Source organism: Lysinibacillus pakistanensis (genome assembly GCF_030123245.1).
Taxonomy (GTDB): domain Bacteria; phylum Bacillota; class Bacilli; order Bacillales_A; family Planococcaceae; genus Lysinibacillus; species Lysinibacillus pakistanensis.
Map to the genome: position 1 here is coordinate 4,036,490 of NZ_CP126101.1, position 23,196 is coordinate 4,059,685.

Annotated in this window: 24 protein-coding genes; 10 read left to right on the plus strand and 14 right to left on the minus strand. The window is 38.1% G+C overall.

Annotated features, from left to right (window positions below; translation table 11 throughout):
* Nucleotides 1-40: 40 nt before the first annotated feature.
* From QNH24_RS20060 to QNH24_RS20075, 4 genes are read right to left on the minus strand one after another with little or no spacing between them, the layout of a single operon-like run.
* Nucleotides 41-1,027: an ABC transporter ATP-binding protein gene (locus QNH24_RS20060; protein ID WP_283869255.1), complete on the minus strand. Its 987-nt coding sequence runs from the start codon at nucleotides 1,025-1,027 to the stop codon at nucleotides 41-43.
* Entirely contained in the window at nucleotides 1,014-2,033 is a 1,020-nt protein-coding gene (locus QNH24_RS20065; protein WP_283869256.1) for an ABC transporter ATP-binding protein, read from the minus strand. The genes QNH24_RS20060 and QNH24_RS20065 overlap by 14 nt, the downstream gene beginning before the upstream one ends.
* Before the next feature lie 19 nt (nucleotides 2,034-2,052).
* A complete protein-coding gene (locus tag QNH24_RS20070) occupies nucleotides 2,053-2,919 on the minus strand; it encodes an ABC transporter permease (protein ID WP_283869257.1) in 867 nt (288 codons plus the stop codon).
* 2 nt (nucleotides 2,920-2,921) lie between these two features.
* Nucleotides 2,922-3,884 carry an ABC transporter permease gene (locus tag QNH24_RS20075; protein ID WP_283869258.1) on the minus strand — a complete coding sequence of 321 codons (963 nt, stop codon included), beginning with the start codon at nucleotides 3,882-3,884 and terminating at the stop codon, nucleotides 2,922-2,924.
* Between the two features lie 217 nt (nucleotides 3,885-4,101).
* Between QNH24_RS20075 and QNH24_RS20080 the strand changes: the two genes are divergently transcribed.
* The 4 genes from QNH24_RS20080 to QNH24_RS20095 all read left to right on the plus strand — a co-directional run bounded on the left by QNH24_RS20080 (nucleotide 4,102) and on the right by QNH24_RS20095 (nucleotide 8,647).
* Entirely contained in the window at nucleotides 4,102-5,703 is a 1,602-nt protein-coding gene (locus QNH24_RS20080) for an ABC transporter substrate-binding protein (RefSeq protein ID WP_283869259.1), read from the plus strand.
* 65 nt (nucleotides 5,704-5,768) lie between these two features.
* Nucleotides 5,769-6,830, plus strand: a complete 1,062-nt coding sequence (locus QNH24_RS20085; RefSeq protein WP_283869260.1) for an amidohydrolase family protein — start codon at nucleotides 5,769-5,771, stop codon at nucleotides 6,828-6,830.
* A complete protein-coding gene (locus tag QNH24_RS20090; RefSeq protein ID WP_283869261.1) occupies nucleotides 6,827-7,969 on the plus strand; it encodes an amidohydrolase family protein in 1,143 nt (380 codons plus the stop codon). Before QNH24_RS20085 ends, QNH24_RS20090 begins: the two co-directional genes overlap by 4 nt.
* Nucleotides 7,970-7,978: 9 nt before the next feature.
* Nucleotides 7,979-8,647: an AroM family protein gene (locus QNH24_RS20095; protein ID WP_283872899.1), complete on the plus strand. Its 669-nt coding sequence runs from the start codon at nucleotides 7,979-7,981 to the stop codon at nucleotides 8,645-8,647.
* Nucleotides 8,648-8,685: 38 nt separating this feature from the next.
* On the opposite strand, the gene QNH24_RS20100 is transcribed toward QNH24_RS20095, so the two are convergent.
* Nucleotides 8,686-9,003 (minus strand): transposase, encoded by a 318-nt coding sequence (locus QNH24_RS20100; RefSeq protein ID WP_283869262.1) that lies wholly within the window; start codon nucleotides 9,001-9,003, stop codon nucleotides 8,686-8,688.
* Nucleotides 9,004-9,140: 137 nt separating this feature from the next.
* Here QNH24_RS20100 and ytzI point away from each other — a divergent pair, with 137 nt between their 5' ends.
* From ytzI to QNH24_RS20120, 4 genes are all read left to right on the plus strand, one after another.
* Entirely contained in the window at nucleotides 9,141-9,296 is a 156-nt protein-coding gene (gene ytzI / locus QNH24_RS20105; protein ID WP_283869263.1) for a YtzI protein, read from the plus strand.
* Between the two features lie 60 nt (nucleotides 9,297-9,356).
* Nucleotides 9,357-9,518 (plus strand): hypothetical protein, encoded by a 162-nt coding sequence (locus QNH24_RS20110; RefSeq protein WP_283869264.1) that lies wholly within the window; start codon nucleotides 9,357-9,359, stop codon nucleotides 9,516-9,518.
* Entirely contained in the window at nucleotides 9,515-9,748 is a 234-nt protein-coding gene (yidD, locus tag QNH24_RS20115) for a membrane protein insertion efficiency factor YidD (RefSeq protein WP_054771367.1), read from the plus strand. The genes QNH24_RS20110 and yidD overlap by 4 nt, the downstream gene beginning before the upstream one ends.
* Nucleotides 9,749-9,856: 108 nt before the next feature.
* Complete coding sequence (locus tag QNH24_RS20120; protein WP_283869265.1) at nucleotides 9,857-10,882, plus strand: metal ABC transporter solute-binding protein, Zn/Mn family; 1,026 nt, start codon at nucleotides 9,857-9,859, stop codon at nucleotides 10,880-10,882.
* On the opposite strand, the gene QNH24_RS20125 is transcribed toward QNH24_RS20120, so the two are convergent.
* From QNH24_RS20125 to QNH24_RS20150, 6 genes are all read right to left on the minus strand, one after another.
* The gene (locus QNH24_RS20125) at nucleotides 10,824-12,056 is read right to left on the minus strand and encodes a transglutaminase domain-containing protein (protein ID WP_283869266.1); all 1,233 of its coding nucleotides are present in this window, start codon (nucleotides 12,054-12,056) and stop codon (nucleotides 10,824-10,826) included. The two genes, QNH24_RS20120 and QNH24_RS20125, sit on opposite strands and share 59 nt — an antisense overlap.
* A gap of 229 nt (nucleotides 12,057-12,285) precedes the next feature.
* Nucleotides 12,286-13,710: an o-succinylbenzoate--CoA ligase gene (locus tag QNH24_RS20130; RefSeq protein ID WP_283869267.1), complete on the minus strand. Its 1,425-nt coding sequence runs from the start codon at nucleotides 13,708-13,710 to the stop codon at nucleotides 12,286-12,288.
* A 238-nt stretch (nucleotides 13,711-13,948) separates the two neighbouring features.
* Entirely contained in the window at nucleotides 13,949-14,767 is an 819-nt protein-coding gene (gene menB, locus QNH24_RS20135; protein WP_054771366.1) for a 1,4-dihydroxy-2-naphthoyl-CoA synthase, read from the minus strand.
* Nucleotides 14,768-14,826: 59 nt separating this feature from the next.
* Nucleotides 14,827-15,636: a 2-succinyl-6-hydroxy-2,4-cyclohexadiene-1-carboxylate synthase gene (gene menH / locus QNH24_RS20140; RefSeq protein ID WP_283869268.1), complete on the minus strand. Its 810-nt coding sequence runs from the start codon at nucleotides 15,634-15,636 to the stop codon at nucleotides 14,827-14,829.
* Nucleotides 15,624-17,348, minus strand: coding sequence for a 2-succinyl-5-enolpyruvyl-6-hydroxy-3-cyclohexene-1-carboxylic-acid synthase (menD, locus tag QNH24_RS20145; RefSeq protein ID WP_054771365.1), 1,725 nt, complete (start codon nucleotides 17,346-17,348; stop codon nucleotides 15,624-15,626). Before menD ends, menH begins: the two co-directional genes overlap by 13 nt.
* On the minus strand, nucleotides 17,341-18,726 hold the full coding sequence (locus QNH24_RS20150; RefSeq protein ID WP_283869269.1) for an isochorismate synthase: 1,386 nt from the start codon (nucleotides 18,724-18,726) through the stop codon (nucleotides 17,341-17,343). The genes menD and QNH24_RS20150 overlap by 8 nt, the downstream gene beginning before the upstream one ends.
* Nucleotides 18,727-19,134: 408 nt before the next feature.
* Between QNH24_RS20150 and QNH24_RS20155 the strand changes: the two genes are divergently transcribed.
* Nucleotides 19,135-20,055 (plus strand): 1,4-dihydroxy-2-naphthoate polyprenyltransferase, encoded by a 921-nt coding sequence (locus QNH24_RS20155; protein ID WP_283869270.1) that lies wholly within the window; start codon nucleotides 19,135-19,137, stop codon nucleotides 20,053-20,055.
* A gap of 32 nt (nucleotides 20,056-20,087) precedes the next feature.
* Here QNH24_RS20155 and QNH24_RS20160 read toward each other — a convergent pair whose 3' ends face one another.
* The 3 genes from QNH24_RS20160 to QNH24_RS20170 all read right to left on the minus strand — a co-directional run bounded on the left by QNH24_RS20160 (nucleotide 20,088) and on the right by QNH24_RS20170 (nucleotide 22,350).
* The gene (locus tag QNH24_RS20160) at nucleotides 20,088-21,014 is read right to left on the minus strand and encodes a dipeptidase (RefSeq protein WP_283869271.1); all 927 of its coding nucleotides are present in this window, start codon (nucleotides 21,012-21,014) and stop codon (nucleotides 20,088-20,090) included.
* Between the two features lie 45 nt (nucleotides 21,015-21,059).
* Entirely contained in the window at nucleotides 21,060-21,512 is a 453-nt protein-coding gene (locus QNH24_RS20165) for a TraR/DksA C4-type zinc finger protein (RefSeq protein WP_283869272.1), read from the minus strand.
* Between the two features lie 76 nt (nucleotides 21,513-21,588).
* The gene (locus QNH24_RS20170) at nucleotides 21,589-22,350 is read right to left on the minus strand and encodes a MerR family transcriptional regulator (protein ID WP_283869273.1); all 762 of its coding nucleotides are present in this window, start codon (nucleotides 22,348-22,350) and stop codon (nucleotides 21,589-21,591) included.
* A 144-nt stretch (nucleotides 22,351-22,494) separates the two neighbouring features.
* On the opposite strand from QNH24_RS20170, the gene QNH24_RS20175 reads away from it, so the two are divergent.
* Nucleotides 22,495-23,133 (plus strand): NAD(P)H-binding protein, encoded by a 639-nt coding sequence (locus QNH24_RS20175; protein WP_283869274.1) that lies wholly within the window; start codon nucleotides 22,495-22,497, stop codon nucleotides 23,131-23,133.
* The last annotated feature ends 63 nt before the right edge of the window (nucleotides 23,134-23,196 follow it).

Consider the following 23,196-nt stretch of genomic DNA (forward strand, 5'->3'; position numbering starts at 1 on the left):
ATGTTGTATTTTCTTAGGCATACCCTAAGCTAGTGCTATCTTAATTCGCATTATATAAATGACAAGAGACTTGATGTGTTACTGTAACTGTATCTAAAGTAGGCTGAACTTGTGCACATTTTTCTGTCGCGAATCGGCAACGTTTATGAAATGCACAGCCGCTCGGTGGATTGACTGGACTTGGAACGTCTCCAGATAAAATAATGCGCTCCTTATTATCAAAGGGATTATCCTTTGGAATAGCCGATAATAAAGCCTGTGTATATGGATGTTGGGGATTTCCATATATCTCTTCATATGTGCCAATCTCTACTATTTTCCCTAAGTACATAACGGCAATCCGATCACACATATAATTGACAACATTTAAATCATGTGAAATGAAAATGTAGGTTAGTCCAAATTCCTTCTGTAAATCTTTCAATAAATTAATAACCTGTGCTTGTACAGATACATCCAATGCTGAAACTGGCTCATCACAAACAACTATATCTGGATTTAATGCAAGTGCACGAGCAATATTAATGCGCTGCCTTTGTCCACCTGAAAATTCATGTGGATAGCGCTTAGCATGATAGGCACTTAAACCAACTGTCTCCAACAATTCAATGACACGCTTTTTTCGTGAGGCATCATCTCCAATACGGTGAATGGCAAGTGGCTCAGCAATTAAATATTCAATCGTTTTTCTAGGATCCAATGAGGCATATGGATTCTGAAATACCATTTGTATGGATTTTCGTGCCGAACGAATATCCTTTGTATTTAAATTTGCTAAATTTGTTCCATTAAACTCAACTATTCCTTCTGTTGGGGTAATTAATTGATTAATAAGACGTGCGACCGTTGATTTACCACAGCCAGATTCTCCAACAATGCCTAATGTTTCCCCTTTATATAATTCAAAGCTCACACCATCTACTGCTTTTACAAATTGTGTTGTCTTTTTAAAAGGAATAGAACTTTTAATAGGGAAATGCTTTTTCAAATTGCTTACTTTCAGGACCAGCTCTCTATTCTGCTGCATTAAAAATTCCCTCCTTACGTTCTACAATTTGCTCTTTCGATTGCAGATGGCAGGCCACAAAATGATTTTCTCGTACCTCTACTAATTCTGGTACTTTACTGCGACACATATCTGTTGCCATTGGACAGCGAGAAGAAAAATGACAGCCACTGTGCGGCATCGTTAAATCAGGTGGACTACCTGGAATCGCTGGTAGCCTGTTTTGTTCCTGTGTGCCCATCGTAATTTGTGATTCTAGTAATCCCCATGTATAAGGGTGCAAAGATTGCTCATATAATTGCCTAGTTGTAGTAGATTCTACTGTACGTCCCGCATACATCACATTTACCTTGTCACAAAGTTCCCATACAACGCCTAAATCATGTGTAATCATAATAATAGCTGTATCATGCTCCTGCTGTAGCTTCTTCATTAAATCGAGAATCTGTGCCTGCACAGTTACATCTAGTGCCGTTGTTGGTTCATCTGCAATGAGCAGCTTAGGATTGCATGCTAGTGCAATGGCAATCATAACTCGTTGTCTCATACCACCTGAAAATTCATGAGGATACATTTTTAGGCGTTTTTCAGGCTCTGGAATCCCTACCATTTTTAACATATCAACGGCTTTTTCATTGGCTTCTTTTTTGGATAAGGTTTCATGCGCACGAATAACCTCGATAATTTGATTGCCAACTGTAAGAACTGGGTTCAAGCTTGTAATGGGGTCCTGGAAAATCATCGACATTTCTTTGCCTCGCACATTGCGCATTTCCTTTTCTGAAATTCCTAGTAACTCGCGCCCATTAAAGTGAATTTTTCCATTTGTAATTTTTCCTGGTGGAGATGGGATTAAACGCATTAATGCTGTAGCAGTAACACTTTTTCCCGACCCTGATTCCCCTACAATTCCAAGTGTTTCTTTTTTATTCAATTGTAAATCTACGCCATTTACAGCTTTCATCGTTGAGCCGCCACTTTTAAATTCAACCGTTAAATTTTCAACATCTAGTAAACGTTCAGTCATGATGCCACCCCCTTCCCTATCAAACTTTCATTTTTGGATCTAATGCGTCACGTAATCCATCACCTAATAGATTAATACCTAGCACTGTTAATAAAATACAGATTCCAGAGAATGTTGCCATTTGAGGATTCAACACTAGAAAATCTTTACCATCCTTCAGAATACTGCCCCATGAAGCAGTAGGTGGTTGTATACCTAATCCTAAAAAGCTAAGCGCTGCCTCAGAAATAATGGCCCCAGCCGTACTCATTGTGCCATAGACAATTAACGGCGCAAGACAGTTTGGTAAAATATGACTAAAAATAATACGTGTATGTGTAGCACCTAATGAATGAGTTACTTCAATAAACTCCTCCTCTTTTACGCTTAACACTTGTCCACGCACCAATCGCGCAAACCCCGGTATATTGGCAATACCAATGGCTACGATAACGTTTACTAATCCTTGACCTAGCACTGTCATTAATGTAATAGCTAATAAAATAAATGGAAAAGCAAACAGACCATCCATTGTACGCATAATGATAGAATCTAAACGTCCACCAAAATAGCCTGCAACTAATCCAAGTAATGTCCCAAATACTGCCCCAAAGAGTACAGCCGCAACACCAACAACCATTGAAATCCGCGTACCATACACTAAACGACTAAACAAATCTCGACCATAGTTATCTGTACCAAGTAAATGTCCATCTGTATTCATTGGTAAAAATGATTTACCAACAGTCATTTCATTTGGTGGATGGGTCGCAATAAGCGGAGCAAAAATGGCTACAATGGTCATCAGCGTTACAATAATTAAGCCAATTGTTGCTAATTTATTTTTTAACAATTTTCGTAATAATGTATTTTGCTTTTTGTTGTCATTTACAACTACTTGTGCCATCGTTACTTTTTCCCCCCATCCGATTCAAGATTTACTTTTGGATTTACGACTTTATATAAAACATCCACGATTAAGTTAATAAGGACAAAGATGAAGGCAATAAAAATAACTGTCCCCTGTACAACGACAAAGTCACGCTTATCTATCGCATCTACAATAAGTCGCCCCATACCCGGCCAACTAAAAATCGTTTCAGTTAATACAGCACCGCCTAGTAAATTTGAGATTTGCATACCTAGTACAGTTAAAATAGGCGTTAATGCATTTTTAAATGCATGTTTACCGATAACTAAATATTCCTTAATACCTTTAGAACGTGCAGTTTTAATATAATCCTGTGAAATAACTTCCAGCATACTCGAACGTGTAATACGAGCAAATGTTGCCATCGGTATAGTAGCTAATGCAAATGCTGGTAACAGTAAATGTTTGATATATGGCCAAAGTCCATCATCTAAATTTCCCATCCCCGTTGCAGGTAGCCATCCCAGATTGACGCTAAAGAATAACACTAGCATAATTCCCAGCCAAAAAATTGGCATAGAGACACCCACTAAGGATATAAGCATGACTACATAATCTATTATTGTATTTTGCTTTCTTGCTGCTAATATTCCTGCGGGAATCCCAATGACTACTGCAATTAGAAGCGCTGCCAGAGCTAATATCACTGTATTCGGAAATCTTTCTATAATGAGCCCAATGACAGATTCACTATAAGAATATGAATAACCCAGATTAAGTTGCGCTAGGTCCGCTACATAGGAAATAAATTGTGATGGGATCGATTTATTTAACCCTAACTCTTCCCTTAAATTCTCTACATCTTCCACACTTGCTTGAGGACCTAACATAACAGATGCCGGATCACCTGGAATCATTCTTGTAATAATAAATACGATGATTCCAACTACTAGCAGTGTCGGGATAAGGTTTATTAACCTTTTTAAAATAAATGAGCCCATTTTTCAAGACCTCCTTTTCATTATTAGAATCAGTGGTTCATATTGTGAATAACTAAATACTACACCCAGTGATAATTATTTGTAAATATTTTTTTTTCTGAATCTTTATAATTTTTTATTTACTTTCTATTTACAAATGTGCTACTTTTATTTCGAACCTACCATTTTTGAATCAACGGTTCATATTGTGAAACAAAATATAAGGAGGCTAGCATGTATGAAGAAAATAAACGTAAAAAAATCTGTACTATTACTGTTTTTAACTTTAATGATTGGGATTTTAGCAGCCTGTGGTGGTAACTCTGATAAGAAGAATACATCAGAAGAAAAAGAAGGCGAAGCTACATCAGGTGGAACATTAAATATCGGTCTTTCAGCAAATTCAAAAACTTTTGATCCCATTAAATACACTGGGGTTTACGAATCACAGGTAATGCGTCAAATGGGTGATACTTTAGTTGTTTATAACAAGGATTTATCAGATATCATTCCTTCCTTAGCTACGGAATGGAAAGTATCAGACGATATGTTAGTGTATACATTCAAGTTACGTGAGGGAGTAAAATTCCAAAAAGGGAAATATCAAGACGGTCGTGATATGACTGCAGAGGACGTAAAATATTCGTTAGAGCGCTCCGCAAAAGAATCTGCAATGAATCGTCTAAGTGGCGTAACAGAGGTAAAAGTAATTTCTGATTATGAGGTTGAGATTCATTTAGCATCTCCAAATGCCGCATTACTAGCTATGTTAACTGACGCAGGTAATATCATTATTCCAAAAGAAGAGGTTGAGGGCTGGGGGGACAATTTCTCTGAGCATTTCATCGGAACAGGTCCATTCCAATTAACTGAATGGAAAAAGGACCAAGAAGTAAAGCTAGTCCGCAATGAAGGTTACTGGGGTGAAAAACCTCATCTTGATAATGTAACAATGAAATTTATTTCTGATCAAAACATGATGACAAATGCATTACGTTCAGGAGATATCGATATCGCAATGGATGTAAAAGGTCAAAATCGTGAAATTATTAGCCAAGACAGTAATTTTGAGCTTTTAACAAATCCTGGCTTATCGATTGTTTATCTTGATCTTAATAACAAGGTAGGTCCAACGGCAGATAAGCGTGTACGTGAAGCTATCTATATGGCAACAAATGTAGAGGAAATTATCACTGGTGTTAACCAATGGGGTGGTGGCGATGTTTCTTATTTACCTCTGCCTCCAGGTTCATGGGGCTATGATAAAGCTTTAATTGACTTAGTACCAAAGTACAATCCTGAGGAAGCTAAAAAGTTATTAGCTGAAGCTGGATATCCAGATGGCTTTAAAACAGAAATTTTTGTATCTGAGGCACGTGTTCCTTACGCAACTATTTTCCAAAGCCAATTAAAGAAAAACTTAAACATTGATGTAGATATCAAGGTTCTTGAGTGGGGAACTTACAGTGATACAGTTGCTAAAGGGAAAGCATCCATGAATATTGGTGGCTGGACATGGTATCCAGATCCATACTTCTTCCTATACCAATTATTCCACACAAATCAAATTGGTGCTTTAGGTAACGGGAAAGGCTATAGCAATCCAGAAGTTGATAAATTATTAGAACGTGCGGTATCGGAAACAGTTGTCCAAGAAGAACGTGCAAAATTATATCAAGAAGCTTTGAAACTAATTTTAGCTGATGTTCCTCGTATTGAATTAGAGGCTACACAAACGGTAGCTGGCGTGAATAAAAAGGTAAAAGGCTTTGAGGTTTCTGCAGATAACTCCGTACAAATTGTACACCCTAACGGGACGAACGTTTCAATTTCAAAATAATTTAACATGAAAAGTGGAGATGATTAGTCTCCGCTTTTCTATTCACAGGAAAGGGAGCGCAAACGATGACTCGTTATATAAATGGTCTTGTTTTCAATTCTGAGACTCGTAGTTTTGAAAATACTGATTTTGAAGTACATGGACAATATTTCACACAATTAAATACGGCTGAAACGGAAATCAATCTTCACGGCTATTACATTACACCAGGTTTTATTGATAGCTGCTCACAAATCGGATTAGCTGAAATTGGCATACGCTGGGAGGGTGATGATAGCTTTGAGTTTGAATCACATCTACAATATTCAGTTATTGATGGCATCTATCCCTTTGATACAGCTTTTAAAAATGCCCTTTCACATGGTATAACTGCCTCGCATATTGTCCCCTCTCCTAAAAGCTTGGTTGGTGCAAAGACGGCTATCATACACCATACACCTTCAACTGTTGATGAAATGGTGATTAAAAAAGATTTCGGCTATTCCTTCTCAATCGGTCAAAATGCCAAAAGTACATTTTTTACTGCGCAGAAAAAACCACTTACACGTATGGGCATTGCCAAAATTATGAGAGAAACGCTCCAACAAATTCAAGAACAAGAGCCGCTGATTCGCAAAATTTTGGTTCGAGCACATAAAGCTGTCGATATGGAGCTGATTGTTCGCCTTCAACAAGAGTTCCCTTTTGAATTTCATATAATTCATGGTACTGAAATTCCATTGCTTGAGGGAGCATCCTTTAATACGGTGATTGCAGGCCCTACCTTCCGTTATATTGAGCATAATGAAATGATGGCACTTTCACCAAAGTTATATTCACAATTAGCTGCACGTGAAATTCCATTTGTCTTTTGTACAGACCACCCGGTAAGCAGCTCAACTCATCTAGCATTAGAGGCATGTTTAGCAGTTCGAGAGAAATTGCCTCGTCAGGATGCTCTCTATGCATTAACGACAGGTGCAGCAACTTTACTTGGAATTGAACATCTAACAGGGTCCATTAAAGATGGGCTATTAGCTGACTTTGTTGTTTGGAATAAGCATCCATTAGATTTAGATGCAAAAGTGGTTGCTACTTTTATTAAAGGAAAGAAAGAATATTCATGGGAAGAGGGTATAACAATATGATCATTTTCCATAATGCAAAATTTGTAGCCGTCAATGAACAAAATGATACTTTTGAACAGCTATGGATAGATGATGGTCGCATTGTGTATACTGGACCAGCCAAAGAAATCCCTGACAATGCTGAAAAAATAGATTTACACGGTGCATTTGTTACACCAGGTTTAATCGATATTCATGCTCATGTTGGTACATGGGCAGAGGTTACGGAGGATATTAACGATGCCAATGAATATAGTGAACCCTTTACACCCCTAATGCATGCTTTAGATAGTGTGGATATTCGACACTTCTCGTTTCAGCATGCTCTGGAAGGTGGCGTCACGACTGTACAAACAGGTCCAGGCAGTGCCAATGTTATCGGTGGTATTTGGAGCATTTTAAAAACAGCGGGACCAACACTTGCTTCAAGGATACTTGTTGAGCGCAGTGGGTTAAAGGGTGCATTAGGTGAAAATCCTAAAAACGTTTTTGGTAATCAGTATAAGCGTAAGCCTATGACGCGTATGGCCATTGCTCAATTGCTACGTGATGGTTTTCAACGTGCCACTCGCTTAAGTGAAGAAGAAAAATCGAAGCATGTCAAGCATAATTTGGAGCTACGACCTTTCATCGAGGTGCTACGAGGAGAAATGCCCCTACGCCTTCACTGTCATCGAGCAGATGATATTATGACAGCGATTCGTATTGCAAAGGAATTTAATGTTCAGCTACATCTAGAACATTGTACCGAGGGACATATGATCGTTGATGCTGTAAAGGCTAGTGGATTTAATGCAACTGTAGGACCCTATATGCTTACACCATCAAAATATGAAACTCGCAATTCAACACCGGCAATCGCAAAAATTTTTAAAGAGCATGCTATTCCATTTGCTATTATGACTGATCATCCATTTGTACCTATTCAATATTTGAAGTATTGTGCCTCTGAAGCTATTCGCTATGGATTGGATGAAGAAACAGCATTAAAAAGTATCACCATTCATGCGGCTACGCTTGTACAGCTCGATCATCGTATTGGCTCTTTAGAGATAGGCAAAGACGCAGATTTTGTCGTATGGTCTCATCCCATTTTTGAAACGGAAGCAAAAGTACTACAAACCTATGTCAATGGTAAAAAATATTACGAAGCGGAGTGAAAAAAATTGGTGAAATCAAAAATCGCAATTGTAACGATTGGACAAGCACCTCGCAAGGATATGGCTCCTGATATTCAACAATTAAAAGATGCAGGTTTACATGTAACAGAATTCGGTGTCCTTGATTTACTGACTTCCTCAGAAATAGCAGCACTAGCTCCTGCTAGAGAGGATTCAGATGTTCTAGTTACTCTTCTTGCTACAGGTAATCAGGTAAAACTTAGTAAAAGGAAGCTGATGCCTTTTATCCAAAAACGGATTTATGAGCTTCAGGAATTTACATGGATTTTACTTATGTGCACAGGTGATTTCACTAACTCCTTAAGTGGTAAGAATCTTTTGCTCCCTGATCGTATGTTGACCTATTTAGTCAAAGGGATGAATGCTGATTTAACGCTTGGTTTAATCGGGCCTGAGCCTGAGCAGCAAATGACTGTGGCAGAAAAATGGCAGAAGGCTCAATTTAATGTGACCTTCGCTGCCAGCTCCCCCTATCGTTTTAATGAACAGGATTTATTATTAAAGGCTAAAGAATTGCAATTACATGGAGCTGAATTACTTATCCTAGATTGCATGGGCTACTCAACTACCATGAAAAATACACTAAAAGACAAGCTTACAATCCCTGTTATTGTACCAAGAGAAGCTGTTTTTACTATTTTAAAAGCTATATGTTAAGGAAAGGAGGGTCACCTAATTCAAGTGACCCTCTACTTTTATACACGTTTATTAAAGTAAGGAAGCTGTTCCACAAAGGCCTTCGTGTCCTCATCCCCATATTCATGAATAAGCGCATAAATTTTCATTAATCGTAAATCTATTTCATCATTTTCTCGATCTAAGTGATATTGCAAATAAGGTAATTGTGCACGCCAAGCATTGGAAATTTCAAGCAGTTGCATTTGCTGAAAGATTCTTTCAAAAACATCCAATGCTTGTCGATCTATATTAAGCTCAAAATTCCACGGTCCTGCTTGCGGGTTTGTATAATACATTTTATCGGCTAGTGAAAAATATACTCGCTGGCGATCCATCTCTAAAAACACTCCTTTTACCACAGTATGGTGGTAAAAGTGCTGTTTTATTCGTTGGAATGTCAAACTTCCTTCACAATTTAAAAGAGTATCTACCTTATAATAGAAAATGATGAATAGGAAATGGAGTGAATGCCATGAGTTTAATTACGCTCTTAGTTGTGGCAGTAATCATTGTCATAATAATAACGGCTGCTACAATTATCAGTGTCAACCGTGCATATGCCTTTAAACATACAATTGATGAAAAGCCGCAACAAAGCTTTAGACAAAATGATGATAAATTCAATTAGTATATTTTTCTATACAACTCTTTTATACTAATATTATTAAATGAATTTGGAGTGAACACTATGGGGGTACCATTACCAATAATAATTATGATTGCCATGATGATGCTTATGTTCGGCGTATCAGTCATTGTCCTTTTAAAGAAAAAAGGAAGCTTTTTAACGCAAACAATTGATGCTAAGCCTGAGCAAGCCGAAGTACAACAAAAGGATCAGCAGCAATGAAATATCCCTTTATATGGCTCATAAAGTTTTATAGAAAATTTATTTCACCAATGACGCCGCCATCCTGCCGCTTTTATCCCACATGCTCCTCATATGGGCTTGAAGCCTTTCAAAAACATGGTGCCATCAAAGGATTTTTTTTAACAATTACACGTATATCAAAATGTCATCCATTTCATCCTGGAGGCTTTGATCCAGTTCCTGAAAAATGGCCTTCGAAAAAAAATTAATTTTCGAGGGTCATTTTTTCTTGTACTTTTTTCAGATGTGCGTTATGATAATAACTGTTCTAAAAAACAAATCGTAATGATTACTATTTGAAAGAGGTATATAATAATATGAAAAAAGCACTTTTATTGTTTTTAGTTACTGTTCTTGCTTTATTCACTGCGGCCTGTGGGGATAAATCATCAACAACATTCCCCAAACAATCAGAGAGTAAAGAGAAAATGACTATTTATACAACGGTTTATCCTTTAAGTTATTTTACTCAACGAATTGGTGGCGATTTTGTTGAGGTATCCTCTATCTATCCGGCTGGTGCCAATGAGCACACATTTGAGCCAACTCAAAAAGATATGATGAAGCTAGCAGATGCTGATCTATTTTTCTATGTTGGTTTAGGATTAGAAGGCTTTGTTGAAAATGCCAAAAAAACGCTTGCTAAAGAAGACGTAACTATGATTGCCACTGCCGATCATGTTTCAGATGAAAAATTAGCGATTAGCACTGGCCACACACATGCTGATGAAGAAGATCATGATCATGCTGTAACGGAAGAAGAGCACAGTCATTCTGAGGATGAACATGAACATGACGATCATGATCACGGAAATGTAGATCCTCATGTTTGGCTATCCCCTATTATCAGTCAGGATTTAGCCCTTTCCATTAAAGATACTTTAATTGAAAAAATGCCAGAACAAGAAGCTACATTTACAGCAAATTATGAAGCATTAGTGAAGGAACTACAGGAATTAGATCAATCCTTTAAAGCGATGGCTGAAAAAGCACCAGAAAAGACTTTCTTCGTATCCCACGCTGCCTTTGGCTATATTGCAGGTCAATATGGCTTAACGCAAATGCCAATCGCCGGTCTGAATTCACAAAATGAACCATCTCAAAAAGAGCTTACAGCGATTGTCGATAAAGCAAATGATCTACACATTCATTACATTTTATTTGAACAAAACGTTTCCTCTAAATTAGCTGAGGTTATCCAAAAAGAAGTGGGTGCAAAATCCCTTGTCTTGCATAATCTAAGTATTTTAACTGCAGATGATGTTAAAAATAAAGAAACTTACTTTACACTGATGGATAAAAATATACAAACATTAAAAACAGCTCTAAGTACAGAAAAATAAATGAGGAAGGAGGTGCCCCTAAAATCTTATGGGACACCTCCTTTAGTATGACGTATTTTTCTTGTGGCATTCGTTTTTCAATTCTATCAATACTTGTTAGCCAGCTCTCTGTTGTGTTAACAGCTTCATAGGTTTTCTTTTGCCAATTCTTCATCAGCAAGATACTGTCTTCAATAAGAATGGATAGCCCTACGTCTTGAAGAAGTATCTGAATTGTTTCCTCATTTTCCTTGGTCATTTTTAAATTCGTGGGCTTTATTAGCAAGCTTTTTAAAGGATTTTGATTATTATCGATTACAATTTTCCCCTTATTAAGAGAGAAATCATTATTTAGTATTTGTCTTGGTAGTTCCTCCACCTTACTGGTGCGTTGCAAATCAACATAAGCTTCACTTTTAGCTGCTGGAAAACTAGCATAATCCCACGAGTGATCCTGTGCTAGTTGGCGATCAGAAACTAAAAAATATTGGTAACGCACCTCGCCTTTGCGATCGGGCAATGGGTCATCCCATGTCACATCGATATGATACCAGTCATTTTGGAGCTTCACTAAAACCCAGGCATGTAGCTGTTCCCCAACGTTACCTGGTACGTATTGCACCTCAAAGTCTAACATCTCTAACATCCGATAAAGTACAAGTGCATACGCCTGACATACTCCCTTATTTTCCGTTAATAATGTATAGGGAGAATATTGACTTCCGATTGTTTCCTTTGAATACTCGGCAGATAAAACAATAAAATCATGTGCAGCCTGTAACTTCTGCAATTCAGTTAATCCATACATAGGCGCAATAATATTTTTTAAAGTCTGTTCAACAAATGCTTCTTCTGCAGGTGTAATATGATACGTAAACTCAAAGCTAATGACAATATTATTGGCATAGCCATCATACTTCCATTTAAAACTAGAAATATTGGCATATATATACGGATCTTTGATTGCTTGTTTGATAAGATCAGATAGTTCATCTTTAATGTTTGATATGTCACCACTATATCGAATGTCAAAATTAGTAGATAACTGCATGACTTCGTATTGAATGAGATTTTGTAGTGTTTCTATTGAATTAGCTGTTGCCATTTTTTTATGTTCATAGTTTGCGAATACTTGCACATGACTCATTTGTAGAACAAATACTATAATGACAGCATTATATATATATTTTCTCATATGAGCCATTCTCCTTTACTAAATAGTTTATGCCTAACATTCCTTATTATGTTAATAAATAATTAATTTAATTCTTAAAGCATGTAAATTAAATGGATTTTTACCACAAATAAAAGAGGCCCACACAAATGGGGGGTACTAAAGCTCTGAAACTTAAAAAAGTCGATTTGCAGCACATTTTTTGTGGCAAATCGACTTTTTCAATTCAAGTGGAAGGCTTCTTTTTAGGTTATTGCTTTAACTTTCTGCGTAGTAGTTTATTCGCACCATTACGAGGAAGTTTATCTGTAATAATAATTTTTTTTGGTATTTTATATCTAGCAAGGAATTTTTGACAAAATGCTAATATTTGATCGATCTGTATTTGCTCTTTTAAAACAACAAAGGCAATTGGAACCTGTCCCCACTTCTCATCATCAATACCACAGACGCCCGCTTCCTTCACCGCAGGATGTGTAAGAAGTACGTTTTCAATTTCAGCAGGATAAATATTTTCACCACCAGAGATAATTAAATCTGCCCGACGATCAATGACAAATAAATACCCCTCATCATCCAAATAACCAATATCTCCTGTATATAGCCAGCCATCAACAGTTGCACTTTTTTGTGCAAAACGGCCAATATAGCCTGGGGTAACATGTGGGCCACGTATGCAAATTTCGCCTTCACCACTTAAATTCGGCTCAGCAATTCGAATTTGATTAAAAAATAAAGGCTTTCCAGCTGAACCTATTTTAGACATCGCATCCTCGCTTGCTAAGGTTGCTGTCTGTGATGAGGTTTCTGTCATGCCATACGTTTGAGCTACTGCCAAATGTAATGCTTTGGCTCTCTTTAAATAATCAACTGGTACAGGTCCACCTCCTGCTAACATCAGTTTAAATCGTGATGAGGCTTGCGCACTTCGCTGCTCAAGTGTATGTAGAATTCTTTCTAAGGTTACAGCGACCACTGACATATGTGTGACATCGCCATTGATAATATTTTGTGAAATAGCCTCAACATCAAAATAATCATATAAATGAACTTTATTGCCATACAAAAGTGAGCGCACTAAAATAGAAAAACCACTAATATGGAATAAGGGCACCGCACATAACCAAGTATCATCAGCTTGCAAACCTATATTAAGGACAGAAGATGTTGCACTTGCTTGATGATTGCCAACCGTTTGACGAACCCCCTTTGGAAAGCCTGTTGTACCCGATGTATACATAATAGATGTTGTTTGATGTAAGGACCATTCTTTTGAAATCACGATAGAGGCTTCAGTCCCTTTTTCGATAGCAGAAAATAAAAGGTGAGATGCATGTGAAGGTAGTTTTTCAATATCTTCGTCTGCAATTAAAATAACCACGGCCTCGGAATCCTCTAGCTGATAGGCTATTTCAGCCTGAGATAGCCTACGATTTAGCATGACCATTTCACACTGTAAATGCATACATGCATAGATCATAATGACAAGTTCCGGCTTGCTTGGTCCCATTATCGCAATACGGTCTCCTTGCTTGATACCAAGGGCTGTAAGTTGTCTGGCACGCTGAATTGATAATTCATTTAATTGTTGAAATGTCCATGTTTGTTCTTTATATGTTAAAGCGTTTCGCAATGGTGTTAAATACGCTCGCTGTAAAATCCAATTTGGATACATCTTGTTGTCCCTCCTATCACTCTTTATCTTACCGCTTTCTAGCATCATCCGTCTATTTGAACGGGTCCTTTCATTCTATCCGTCAATTTTGGTCGCCAATCCCTCAATTTGAGCGACCAAACAACCACTTTGTCCATTCTATCCATCAATTAGCTGAGTCTATCCGTCACTCCATCCATTCTACAAAGAAAAAGCTCGTATCTTTAATCAGATACGAGCTGTTCAATCCTTCATTTAATCAAGGGAATCTTGGGAATTGACCGAAGTCAGGTTGGCGCTTCTCTTTAAATGCGTCACGACCTTCTTTTGCTTCATCCGTTGTGTAATAAAGAAGCGTAGCATCGCCAGCCATTTGTTGAAGACCTGCTAAACCGTCTGTATCTGCATTCATAGCTGCTTTTAGGAAGCGTAGAGCAGTCGGTGACATTTGTAGCATTTCTTCACACCATTGTACAGTTTCGTCCTCTAATTGCTCATAAGGAACAACTGTGTTTACTAATCCCATATCAAGTGCTTGCTGTGCATCATATTGACGACATAAATACCAAATTTCACGTGCCTTTTTATGACCAATAATACGTGCAAGATAGCCTGAGCCATAACCAGCATCAAAGGAACCAACTTTTGGTCCAGTTTGTCCAAAACGTGCATTGTCAGCAGCAATTGTTAAGTCACAGACAACATGTAATACATGCCCTCCACCGATTGCATAGCCTGCAACCATTGCCACAACAGGTTTTGGAATTACACGGATTAAACGTTGTAAGTCAAGAACGTTTAGACGTGGGATTTCATCTTCTCCAACATAGCCGCCATGACCGCGAACTTTTTGATCTCCACCTGAGCAGAAAGCATGTTCACCTTCACCAGTTAAAATGATCACTCCAACATTTTTGTCATCGCGTGCACGTGAAAAAGCATCAATCATTTCCATTACCGTTTTTGGTCGGAATGCATTGCGTACTTCTGGACGGTTAATCGTAACTTTTGCGATACCGTTATAAAATTCATACTTAATGTCTTCATAAGTATGTAAAGTAGTCCATTGACGTGTCATTGAATTGCCTCCTAATCAATATAATCCTCGTTCATTATCGAGGCATTAACGTAAATTGATTACGTTAAATACTCCTCTATTATTGTAGCAAACTCAGCGGGATTTTCCACATGAATTGCATGTCCAGCGTTATTTACTGTCGTATGCTTAACATTTTTTAATAACGCTTTCATTTCTTGTGCAATTTTACAAAACTTCTCATCGAGAGTGCCCGTTATTAAAAGGACAGGAAATTCAAGCTGTGCTAATGACATCCAATTTGATGGCTGATTACCCGTTCCTATACCACGTAAGCTTCCAGTCAAGCCCTCCACCTTCTGAGAAAGGCGTTCTGTCCTAATCATTTGTCTCACATTTTCTGGTAAAGATTTTTGGGATTCAAACAAAGGGATGTTCTCCCATGCATTGACGAATGATTGTAATCCATTGTGAATTATTTTTTCAGCTAGTTCGTTATCTCTCACACAGCGTTCAGAACGCTCTTGTGAAGTTCGTAAGCCTGGAGAAGCACTTTCTAAGATAAGCCTTTTGATTCGCTCAGGGTAGGCGATTGCATAAGATAATGCGATCCTCCCTCCCATTGAGTAGCCTAACAGTGTAAATTGCTCTAGCCGTAGCTGGCTAATTACTTCCTCTAAATCTTGAATTTGCTCATCCATGGAGAAACGACTGATTTCCTCTGGTACTGCTGTTTGACCATGTCCAATACAATCGATCGCTATCACTCGTATATGTGGCAGAGCTTTCGCCAAATTTCGCCATGTAGCCGTACTACCTGTAAAACCATGTAGGGCGACAAGCGTTTGCTGTGCTCTCTCGTTCCAGATTTCAACATATGTTTCAAGTCCTCGAATCATTAGCTTTGCCATGCTTTTAACCCCGCATTAATGCGATTCCAAAGTGCCCGATGCGCATAAACATTTTCTTCTCTATCTGTGAAAATTTCAAGCAAACGCAATGAACGTGTTTTTACTGTTGTAAACTTCTCAGAAAGCTCCGAAATATCTTCTACACGGATATAGTCCATCTCATACATCTGAGCAATATCATTGAATTCAAGGGCAGTTGGTGTACCAAATAAATCTTCATAATGTGCTTCTACAGTGGATTGTGGTAAATAAGAGAAAATACCGCCACCATCATTGTTCATCACGATAATGGTTAGATTACACTCTTGGTACCTTGATGCGATAAGACCATTGATATCATGTAAAAAGGCTAAATCACCAATAAGTAAGTAGGTTTCACGGTTATTCCCCTGACTAAATCCCATTGCCGTTGACACGACACCATCAATACCATTTGTTCCTCGATTTGCAATGATACGAATATCTTTTGGTGTTGCCATTAAAAACGTATCAATATCACGCACAGGCATACTACTGCTCACAAAAATATCACTACCATTTGGAATAAACCTTAATAATCGGCTTACCATTGCTCCCTCATCTACAGCAGCTTCGGAATAGTGCTCAATATATTCAAGCGCTATATCATTAGCATCCTGCCATTCAGCTAAATATTGTGCATCTAGTGCTGTATCAGAGATGTCTAAATTCGTCAGCCATTCTCCTAACTCCGCATGAATAAAATGAGTAGATACACCAGAAGCGTCCCGGAACATCGGATCTTCATCAACTACAATATAAGCGGTTGGCTGGGAATTTGTAATAAACTGCATGATAAATTTAGAAACAGGCTGTGCACCGAAGCGAAGCACTGTATCAGGTTTAACCAGCGCTTTAAACTCATCGCTCTTCATAATAGCATCATAAGTTGTTATAATATAAGGTAAACAATCCTCTGGTACTGAAGTACGCATATTTGATAGACTCTCGACGATAACTGGCCATTTTAACTGGCGAACAAAATCCCACATAATTGTTAAATCTGTGCCGAGTGGCAGCTCCCCAATAATAACAAAGCCTCGTTCGGATGCTCGTAAAATCGAGGATAATTCCTGCTGAGCTATCTTTGAAGGCATTAACTGAGCCATCCTACTTTGTTTAAATGCTGTTTCTGGTAACTCATCTCGAAAATCAATTAATAACGGCTCCCGGAATGGGACATTAATATGCACTGGTCCAAATGGTGCACTTGTAGCAATGGCTACTGCTCGTGCGATATGGCGCTCGATAAACGGTAATGTTGGTGCAGCATTATCCGCTAATGGGAAATCTACACTCCATTTGACATGTGAACCATATAAATTTGGCTGATTTATCGCCTGTGGTGCCCCTACCTCTCGTAATTCATGTGGACGATCTGCCGTAATAACAATTAGTGGTACACGGGCATAACTCGCTTCCACAATGGCCGGAAAATAGTTTGCCGCAGCTGTTCCAGATGTACATAATAGTACTACAGGCTTTACTGTAGCCTTTGCAATTCCCAATGCGAAAAAGGCAGCAGATCGTTCATCTACCTGGCGATACATATGAAGCTGTTTCGTTGAAGCAAAGGCATAAGCCAAGGGTGTTGAGCGAGAACCTGGACTAACTACAACATTCTCTACACCAGCTTGTACAAGAGCTGCCACCATTTGATAAACGTATTCTGTTAAAATCTCCCTTTCATTCATTTAAATGTCCTCCTAACGCACGTAGCATTGGGCGGAATTTCACTAATGTTTCCTCATATTCAGATTGTGGCTCTGAATCAGCAACTATTCCGCCACCAGCGTATAAGTAAGCTTTATCTTTCAGTAAAGCAGCCGAACGTATGGCTACTGCAAATTCCCCGTTGCCTTCCGCATCTACCCAACCAATCGGTCCAGCATAAAGGCCTCGATTCATAGGCTCATACTTACGTATCGCTGCCATCGCCTCCGTTCTGGGAACACCGCCTAGAGCAGGGGTAGGATGTAAGGATTTTGTCAGCTGTAAAATCGTAGCCTCACTATTTAACTGCCCTTCAACGGGTGTGTATAGATGTTGTATATCCCTTATTTTTAAGAGGCGAGGGTTATCAGGTATCCTCATATCAACACAATTTCTACGGAATGTGTCCGCAATCATGTCTACCACATATTGATGCTCGCCCCCATTTTTCGGGTCATTTAATAGGCTTTGACCATAAGCTTCATCTTCTTCTGCTGTCTTTCCCCTTTTGATGGAGCCAGCAATACAAGATGAAAAGGCACGTCCATTTTCTACCTTTACAAGTCGTTCAGGTGACGCACCAAAAAACAATAAATCCTGACGCTCTAAACCAAATAAATAACTCTCAGGTTGTTCATGAATAATCTGTGACAGTACTTGAGGTGAAGAAACTTGCTCTTTGAATTGCAATGCAAGGGAACGTGCGATCACCACTTTATCTGCCTTTTTTTGTTTAATCAGTGCTGTCACTTGGTCAATGGATGCAAGATACGGATCCTTATAAGGTTCGTAATAACTTGTGATTTCAGGCTTTGAATACGTTTTCACTTCTTTTACCTGAGCAGCATGAATTAGGTAATCTCTCTCTTTACGTAACGCTTCAAATTGATCCTCTGCCTGCTCTTTCTTTGTAATGAGATGAATGCTGACATAGGCTTTGTCATCTCGAATAACAAGCTGATATGTGGCAAGTGCAAAATAAGCCTCTGGAAAGTTGGTCCATTCTCCATCTACATTATTTTGCGGATCAAATGTAAAGCCACCAAACAAAATTGGCTGTAGCTCGCCCTGCCCCTTCATACAGTTCCTTGTTAAGTTTTTCCATTCTGCTTCTACAGCATCATAGCGATCATTTTTGGCGTTATTCTGAATCGTATAGGCATGTCCTAGCCCTACTAATGTCATTGTTTTTTCTCTATTTTGCCAATAAAATCGTTCACCTTTATAATTACCCTCGCCTGCTGCAAAAAATGCTAGCGCAGATAAGCGACTAACTTCAATTGTTTCCATATAAAAATGAAGGCTTTGGCCCAAAGAGTCCACTTCTACTTCTGTGGCTTGGTACCACTTCTGTTGCATGAAAATTACCTCCGTTGTTGCAATGTACATCAACAATCATGTTTGGCATTGTAACTGTTTCTCTATCTTTTCAGAGACAATGTGTGTAATGTTTGATTGTGCTTAGTTTTGCAATGTGGGTCAAAGTCCATCATTTTTTCTAACCCTCTTTTTTTGCACACAAAAACATTCATGACGTCTACCAGCCTTTACTTGATTCGTTTAAAAATTCGTCGTACTATGTAAGACGATTCTTTTTTTCGTACGATTGCTATAAAATACATAAATTATCTCCAGCTCATAAATGCATGTTCTATTGTATCACTTTTTTTCAGTAAACAGTATGTAATAAGCTGTGAACCTACCCATTTTCTCATTCTTCGTTTAAAATAAGAAGAGTCGACAACATTTGAAGGAGAGAAAGACCTTATGACCAAAGTCATTGAAGCTGATAGGGGTTTTAAAGTTTGGTGGCATTTAACACGTCCACATACTTTAACCGCTTCATTCGTTCCAGTATTTTTAGGAACAGCAATTGCACTAGCGATTGAAAAACAAACAATTGATTTTGGACTATTTTTTGCTATGCTCATTGCAAGTATGCTTATACAAGCAGCAACAAATATGTTCAATGAATATTATGATTACAAGCTAGGATTAGATAATGAGCATTCCGTTGGTATTGGTGGAACCATTGTTCGTCATGGTGTTCAGCCAAAAACAATCATGACCATCGCATTAAGCTTTTATGCAATCGCAATGCTACTTGGCATTTACATATGTGCCTCTACCTCTTGGTGGCTAGCTGCTGTTGGCCTCGTTTGTATGCTTATTGGATTTTTATATACAGGAGGTCCATATCCTATTGCCTATTCACCTTTTGGAGAAATTGTATCAGGTGCCGTAATGGGAATGGGAATTGTTTTAATCGCCTTTTATATTCAAACGCTTACAGTGACATTTGATGCTGTTTTGCTATCTGTACCGAGTATGATCTTAGTTGGTGCTATCATGCTATCCAACAATATCCGTGATATAGTAGGAGATACAGAGGGAGGTAGAAAAACACTTGCTATTTTAGTAGGCCGAGATCGGGCAATTTCTGTACTATCTGGCTTTTTTATTATCTCATTTCTATGGGTAATCGCTCTTGTAGCCATTGACGGTATTACGTTTTGGGCTTTAATTATTTTCTTATGTGTACCAAAGCCTCTTCGTGCGATTCAAATTTTCCGCGATAAAAAAGAAGCAAAGGAAGTAATGCCTGCCATGAAATTTACAGCCCAAACTAATACATTCTTCGGCTTCCTCTTAGGAATCGGTTTATTAATTCATTATTTCTTTTATTAACATTAACTTCTGAAAAAAGAAAATGCAGCACCTTAAAGGGTTGCTGCATTTTTTACATAGCGTCGAAAATTCTGACTTGCAATTCCACGAACTTCCTCGATAGAAAAATATTCACCTAAAGCCTCTAGTAAATTTTGTGCCTCTCCAGCGTGTGCTAATCCATTTATCGTGGCATCTATCCCATCAAAGTCAGAACCTAGTCCAAGATGGTCTATTCCTACTATATTGGCTAGATGTTTGACATGCGCTACTAAATCATCCATTGTAGCATTTTCACCGATAAATGAAGGAAAGTAGACTAAATGAATATGTCCGCCATGCTCTACTAATGCCTTTACTTGTGCATCCGTTAAATTTCGTGGATGGTCACAAAGGGCACGTGCATTACTATGACTAGCGATGATATGCTTCGCTAATGGCAGCACATCCCAAAAGCTTTGTTCATTTAAATGAGAGACATCGATAATAATATCTCGATCATTTAGCAAGTTTATAACCTCTTTACCAAATGGTTTTAATCCAAGGCTTGCATCCTGTTCAGCACCGTGTGCTACTGCATTTTCTTCATTCCATGTTAGGCCAACAAGCTTTACGCCTGCATCTAATACTAGAGAAAGCTTTGTTAAGTCCTCACCAATTGGACTACAGCCCTCTAAGCTTAGAATAGCGCCAATTTCATGTGGAGCTAAAGTGTCCAATTGTGACCAATCCGTAATATGCACCATGCCCTCCGTTTGCAATACATGCGTATGAAAGGCTTCAATTTGACGCACCACTTCTAAAAACTGCTCGCTTTGAGGAACTTTAGGATTAATAAAAATAGCAAAAACCTGTGCCTTTACTTGCCCTAATTGTAATCTTCCCCGATTTGTAGCCAACTGTACATCATCTTCAAATTTTACATTTTCTAACGTAGTTAATTTCCATAATGCATCACAATGTAAATCAATTATATCCATATTATCACCCCATACAGCTATTATACTGCTTTAGGGTTGAAATACTTACAAACTTTTATCTTGAGGTGTATCAGAAGAGCCAAATTCCTCAAGCTCTAGGAAATCATCCGATTTTGAATTAGCAGATAACACGTCTTCTTCTACTGGTCTTAAATCGTCAGCTTTTTGTTCCGCATGTTCAACACATGTTAATGCTTTTGGCATTGCCTCTAAGCGATCAATAGGAATCTCTTCTCCACATACAGCGCATTTACCATATGTTCCTTCCTCCATCGCTTGAAGTGCCCGCTTTATTTCCTCTGCATCGTCACCCCGGTGCTCATCAATTGCCATTTCCGTTAGCTGATCCGTTAAATCACTCGCATTGTCAGCTGGATGATTATCATAATTAGAGAGCTCTGTCGCCTGTGGTCGCTCCGATTCATCAAGCCGCTTTTCTATCTCCTGTAATTCCTGCTCTAATTGCTTTTTTAATTTTCCCATTACTTGTGGGTTCAAAAGAATCTCCTCCTCATACCCTCATTTTTTCCTAAATTACTATTTCTAAAACATACAAGTATGAGGAGGCTTCAACTTATTTTTTTGTATAATTAATAATGGCATCGTGTAAAAATTGTGCGGCTCCTTCGGTAATGCGTTCATCATAATAGGCTGTAAAGCGTTCATCCGCCGTATACATTTGAGCAATTCCCGCATGAGCCTCTTTGGAATATTGTGACCAAGAAAAGCATAACCACCGCTTATGAAGCTCTGCTACCTCCATTGCCACATCATTATTTGTATCTCCGATTTCCATCGCTTCTTTTAAACGATCAAATAGCTGCTGTTCTAGTTGCTGCATTGCCTGATACTGCTCCTCTGTCATATTCATTAGCTTTGCATTTGAAGCGTCCACCTGATCATCCCCATATTTTGCACGAATTTCTTGACCGTATTGCTTTTCATTCTTTTCGATTAACTTTTCTTTAAATCCAATAAATTTCTCCTCATTTGTCATTGGTCTTTCCTCCTCAATTGATTGTATAGTTCTCTCCACTGTTTGTAATATTTGTTCAAGCTGCTCCTTCCGCTTAAGTAAAGCAGCACGATGCGTTTCAAGTGCCTCTTTTGGCTGAAAATCAGATGCTTGAATAATTTGTTGGATTGTAGCCAATTTCATATCTAAAGCTCTATAAAATAAAATCTGCTGTAGCATATCAACCTCAAACTGCCCATAAAATCGATAGCCTGCATCATTGGTTCGCCCTGGTTTCAATAATCCAATTTCATCATAATAACGAAGCGTTCTAGTACTCACGCCTGACATTTGCGCAAGCTCTTGAATTGTATATTCCATTTTCTCACCTCCCTTTAATGTTACTGTAAACCTTTACGTAGCGTTAAGGTCAATAGATATTTTTAAAATATCCATTGGAAGGTATTTGAAACCAATGTAAGTCTAAAACGTAAACATACTATTATACTTATTGGAGGCGATAGAATGGATAGCTCCTATAAAATAGCGATTATTGGAGGAACAGGGAGGGTGGGAAAACATTTAGCAAAGCATGCTATACAGCAAGGATATTACGTTCGGATGCTTGCGAGAAACCCTGAAAAATTATCGTATAAAAATGAAAAGATGGACATTGTGAAAGGTCAGATACAGGATATAAATACTATTCGAGAGCTATTCAAAGACTGTAATATTGTCATAAATACATTTGGGCAGCCAGCAAAAGATCATCCAATCTATAGCAAGGTCACTACAACTATTCTTGATGTGATGCAGGATTTGAACATTAACCGCTATATAGGTGTATCGGGTGGTTCTTTAACAATTGATGGAGACAAGAAAAGCCTGTTGAATCGTGTTGGCGCGAAGTTATTTGAAGTTCTCTTTCCTAAGATGATGGAAGATAAAAAATTGGAGTGGAAAATTTTATCTAACAATAAAAATATTAAATGGACACTTTTTAGATTACCCTTTGTAAAAGATAGTTTAACATCTAAGTCTATAAAAGTAGGCCAAACAGATATGCCTGGCATAAAAATTACAAATCAGGATATAGCAGCCTTTATTATTAAACATCTAGACGATCCTCAGTTTATACATAAATCTCCGTTTATCTCACATTAATAAATATCACAAGTTTTTCATAAAAAATGCAGTAGATAAAATTGATATCTACTGCATTTTAGT

What these genes read in the sequence shown, in the direction of transcription:
- QNH24_RS20070 (WP_283869257.1), bottom strand. Translation starts at nt 2,919, where the DNA reads ATGGCACAAGTAGTTGTAAATGACAACAAAAAGCAAAATACATTATTA.
- QNH24_RS20120 (WP_283869265.1), top strand. Translation starts at nt 9,857, where the DNA reads ATGAAAAAAGCACTTTTATTGTTTTTAGTTACTGTTCTTGCTTTATTC.
- QNH24_RS20160 (WP_283869271.1), bottom strand. Translation starts at nt 21,014, where the DNA reads ATGGATATAATTGATTTACATTGTGATGCATTATGGAAATTAACTACG.
- QNH24_RS20155 (WP_283869270.1), top strand. Translation starts at nt 19,135, where the DNA reads ATGACCAAAGTCATTGAAGCTGATAGGGGTTTTAAAGTTTGGTGGCAT.
- QNH24_RS20130 (WP_283869267.1), bottom strand. Translation starts at nt 13,710, where the DNA reads ATGTATCCAAATTGGATTTTACAGCGAGCGTATTTAACACCATTGCGA.
- QNH24_RS20065 (WP_283869256.1), bottom strand. Translation starts at nt 2,033, where the DNA reads ATGACTGAACGTTTACTAGATGTTGAAAATTTAACGGTTGAATTTAAA.
- QNH24_RS20100 (WP_283869262.1), bottom strand. Translation starts at nt 9,003, where the DNA reads ATGGATCGCCAGCGAGTATATTTTTCACTAGCCGATAAAATGTATTAT.
- QNH24_RS20110 (WP_283869264.1), top strand. Translation starts at nt 9,357, where the DNA reads ATGGGGGTACCATTACCAATAATAATTATGATTGCCATGATGATGCTT.
- menB (WP_054771366.1), bottom strand. Translation starts at nt 14,767, where the DNA reads ATGACACGTCAATGGACTACTTTACATACTTATGAAGACATTAAGTAT.
- QNH24_RS20125 (WP_283869266.1), bottom strand. Translation starts at nt 12,056, where the DNA reads ATGAGAAAATATATATATAATGCTGTCATTATAGTATTTGTTCTACAA.
- ytzI (WP_283869263.1), top strand. Translation starts at nt 9,141, where the DNA reads ATGAGTTTAATTACGCTCTTAGTTGTGGCAGTAATCATTGTCATAATA.
- QNH24_RS20090 (WP_283869261.1), top strand. Translation starts at nt 6,827, where the DNA reads ATGATCATTTTCCATAATGCAAAATTTGTAGCCGTCAATGAACAAAAT.
- menH (WP_283869268.1), bottom strand. Translation starts at nt 15,636, where the DNA reads ATGGCAAAGCTAATGATTCGAGGACTTGAAACATATGTTGAAATCTGG.
- QNH24_RS20170 (WP_283869273.1), bottom strand. Translation starts at nt 22,350, where the DNA reads ATGGAATATACAATTCAAGAGCTTGCGCAAATGTCAGGCGTGAGTACT.
- QNH24_RS20175 (WP_283869274.1), top strand. Translation starts at nt 22,495, where the DNA reads ATGGATAGCTCCTATAAAATAGCGATTATTGGAGGAACAGGGAGGGTG.
- yidD (WP_054771367.1), top strand. Translation starts at nt 9,515, where the DNA reads ATGAAATATCCCTTTATATGGCTCATAAAGTTTTATAGAAAATTTATT.
- QNH24_RS20150 (WP_283869269.1), bottom strand. Translation starts at nt 18,726, where the DNA reads ATGCAACAGAAGTGGTACCAAGCCACAGAAGTAGAAGTGGACTCTTTG.
- QNH24_RS20060 (WP_283869255.1), bottom strand. Translation starts at nt 1,027, where the DNA reads ATGCAGCAGAATAGAGAGCTGGTCCTGAAAGTAAGCAATTTGAAAAAG.
- QNH24_RS20085 (WP_283869260.1), top strand. Translation starts at nt 5,769, where the DNA reads ATGACTCGTTATATAAATGGTCTTGTTTTCAATTCTGAGACTCGTAGT.
- QNH24_RS20080 (WP_283869259.1), top strand. Translation starts at nt 4,102, where the DNA reads ATGAAGAAAATAAACGTAAAAAAATCTGTACTATTACTGTTTTTAACT.
- QNH24_RS20075 (WP_283869258.1), bottom strand. Translation starts at nt 3,884, where the DNA reads ATGGGCTCATTTATTTTAAAAAGGTTAATAAACCTTATCCCGACACTG.
- menD (WP_054771365.1), bottom strand. Translation starts at nt 17,348, where the DNA reads ATGAATGAAAGGGAGATTTTAACAGAATACGTTTATCAAATGGTGGCA.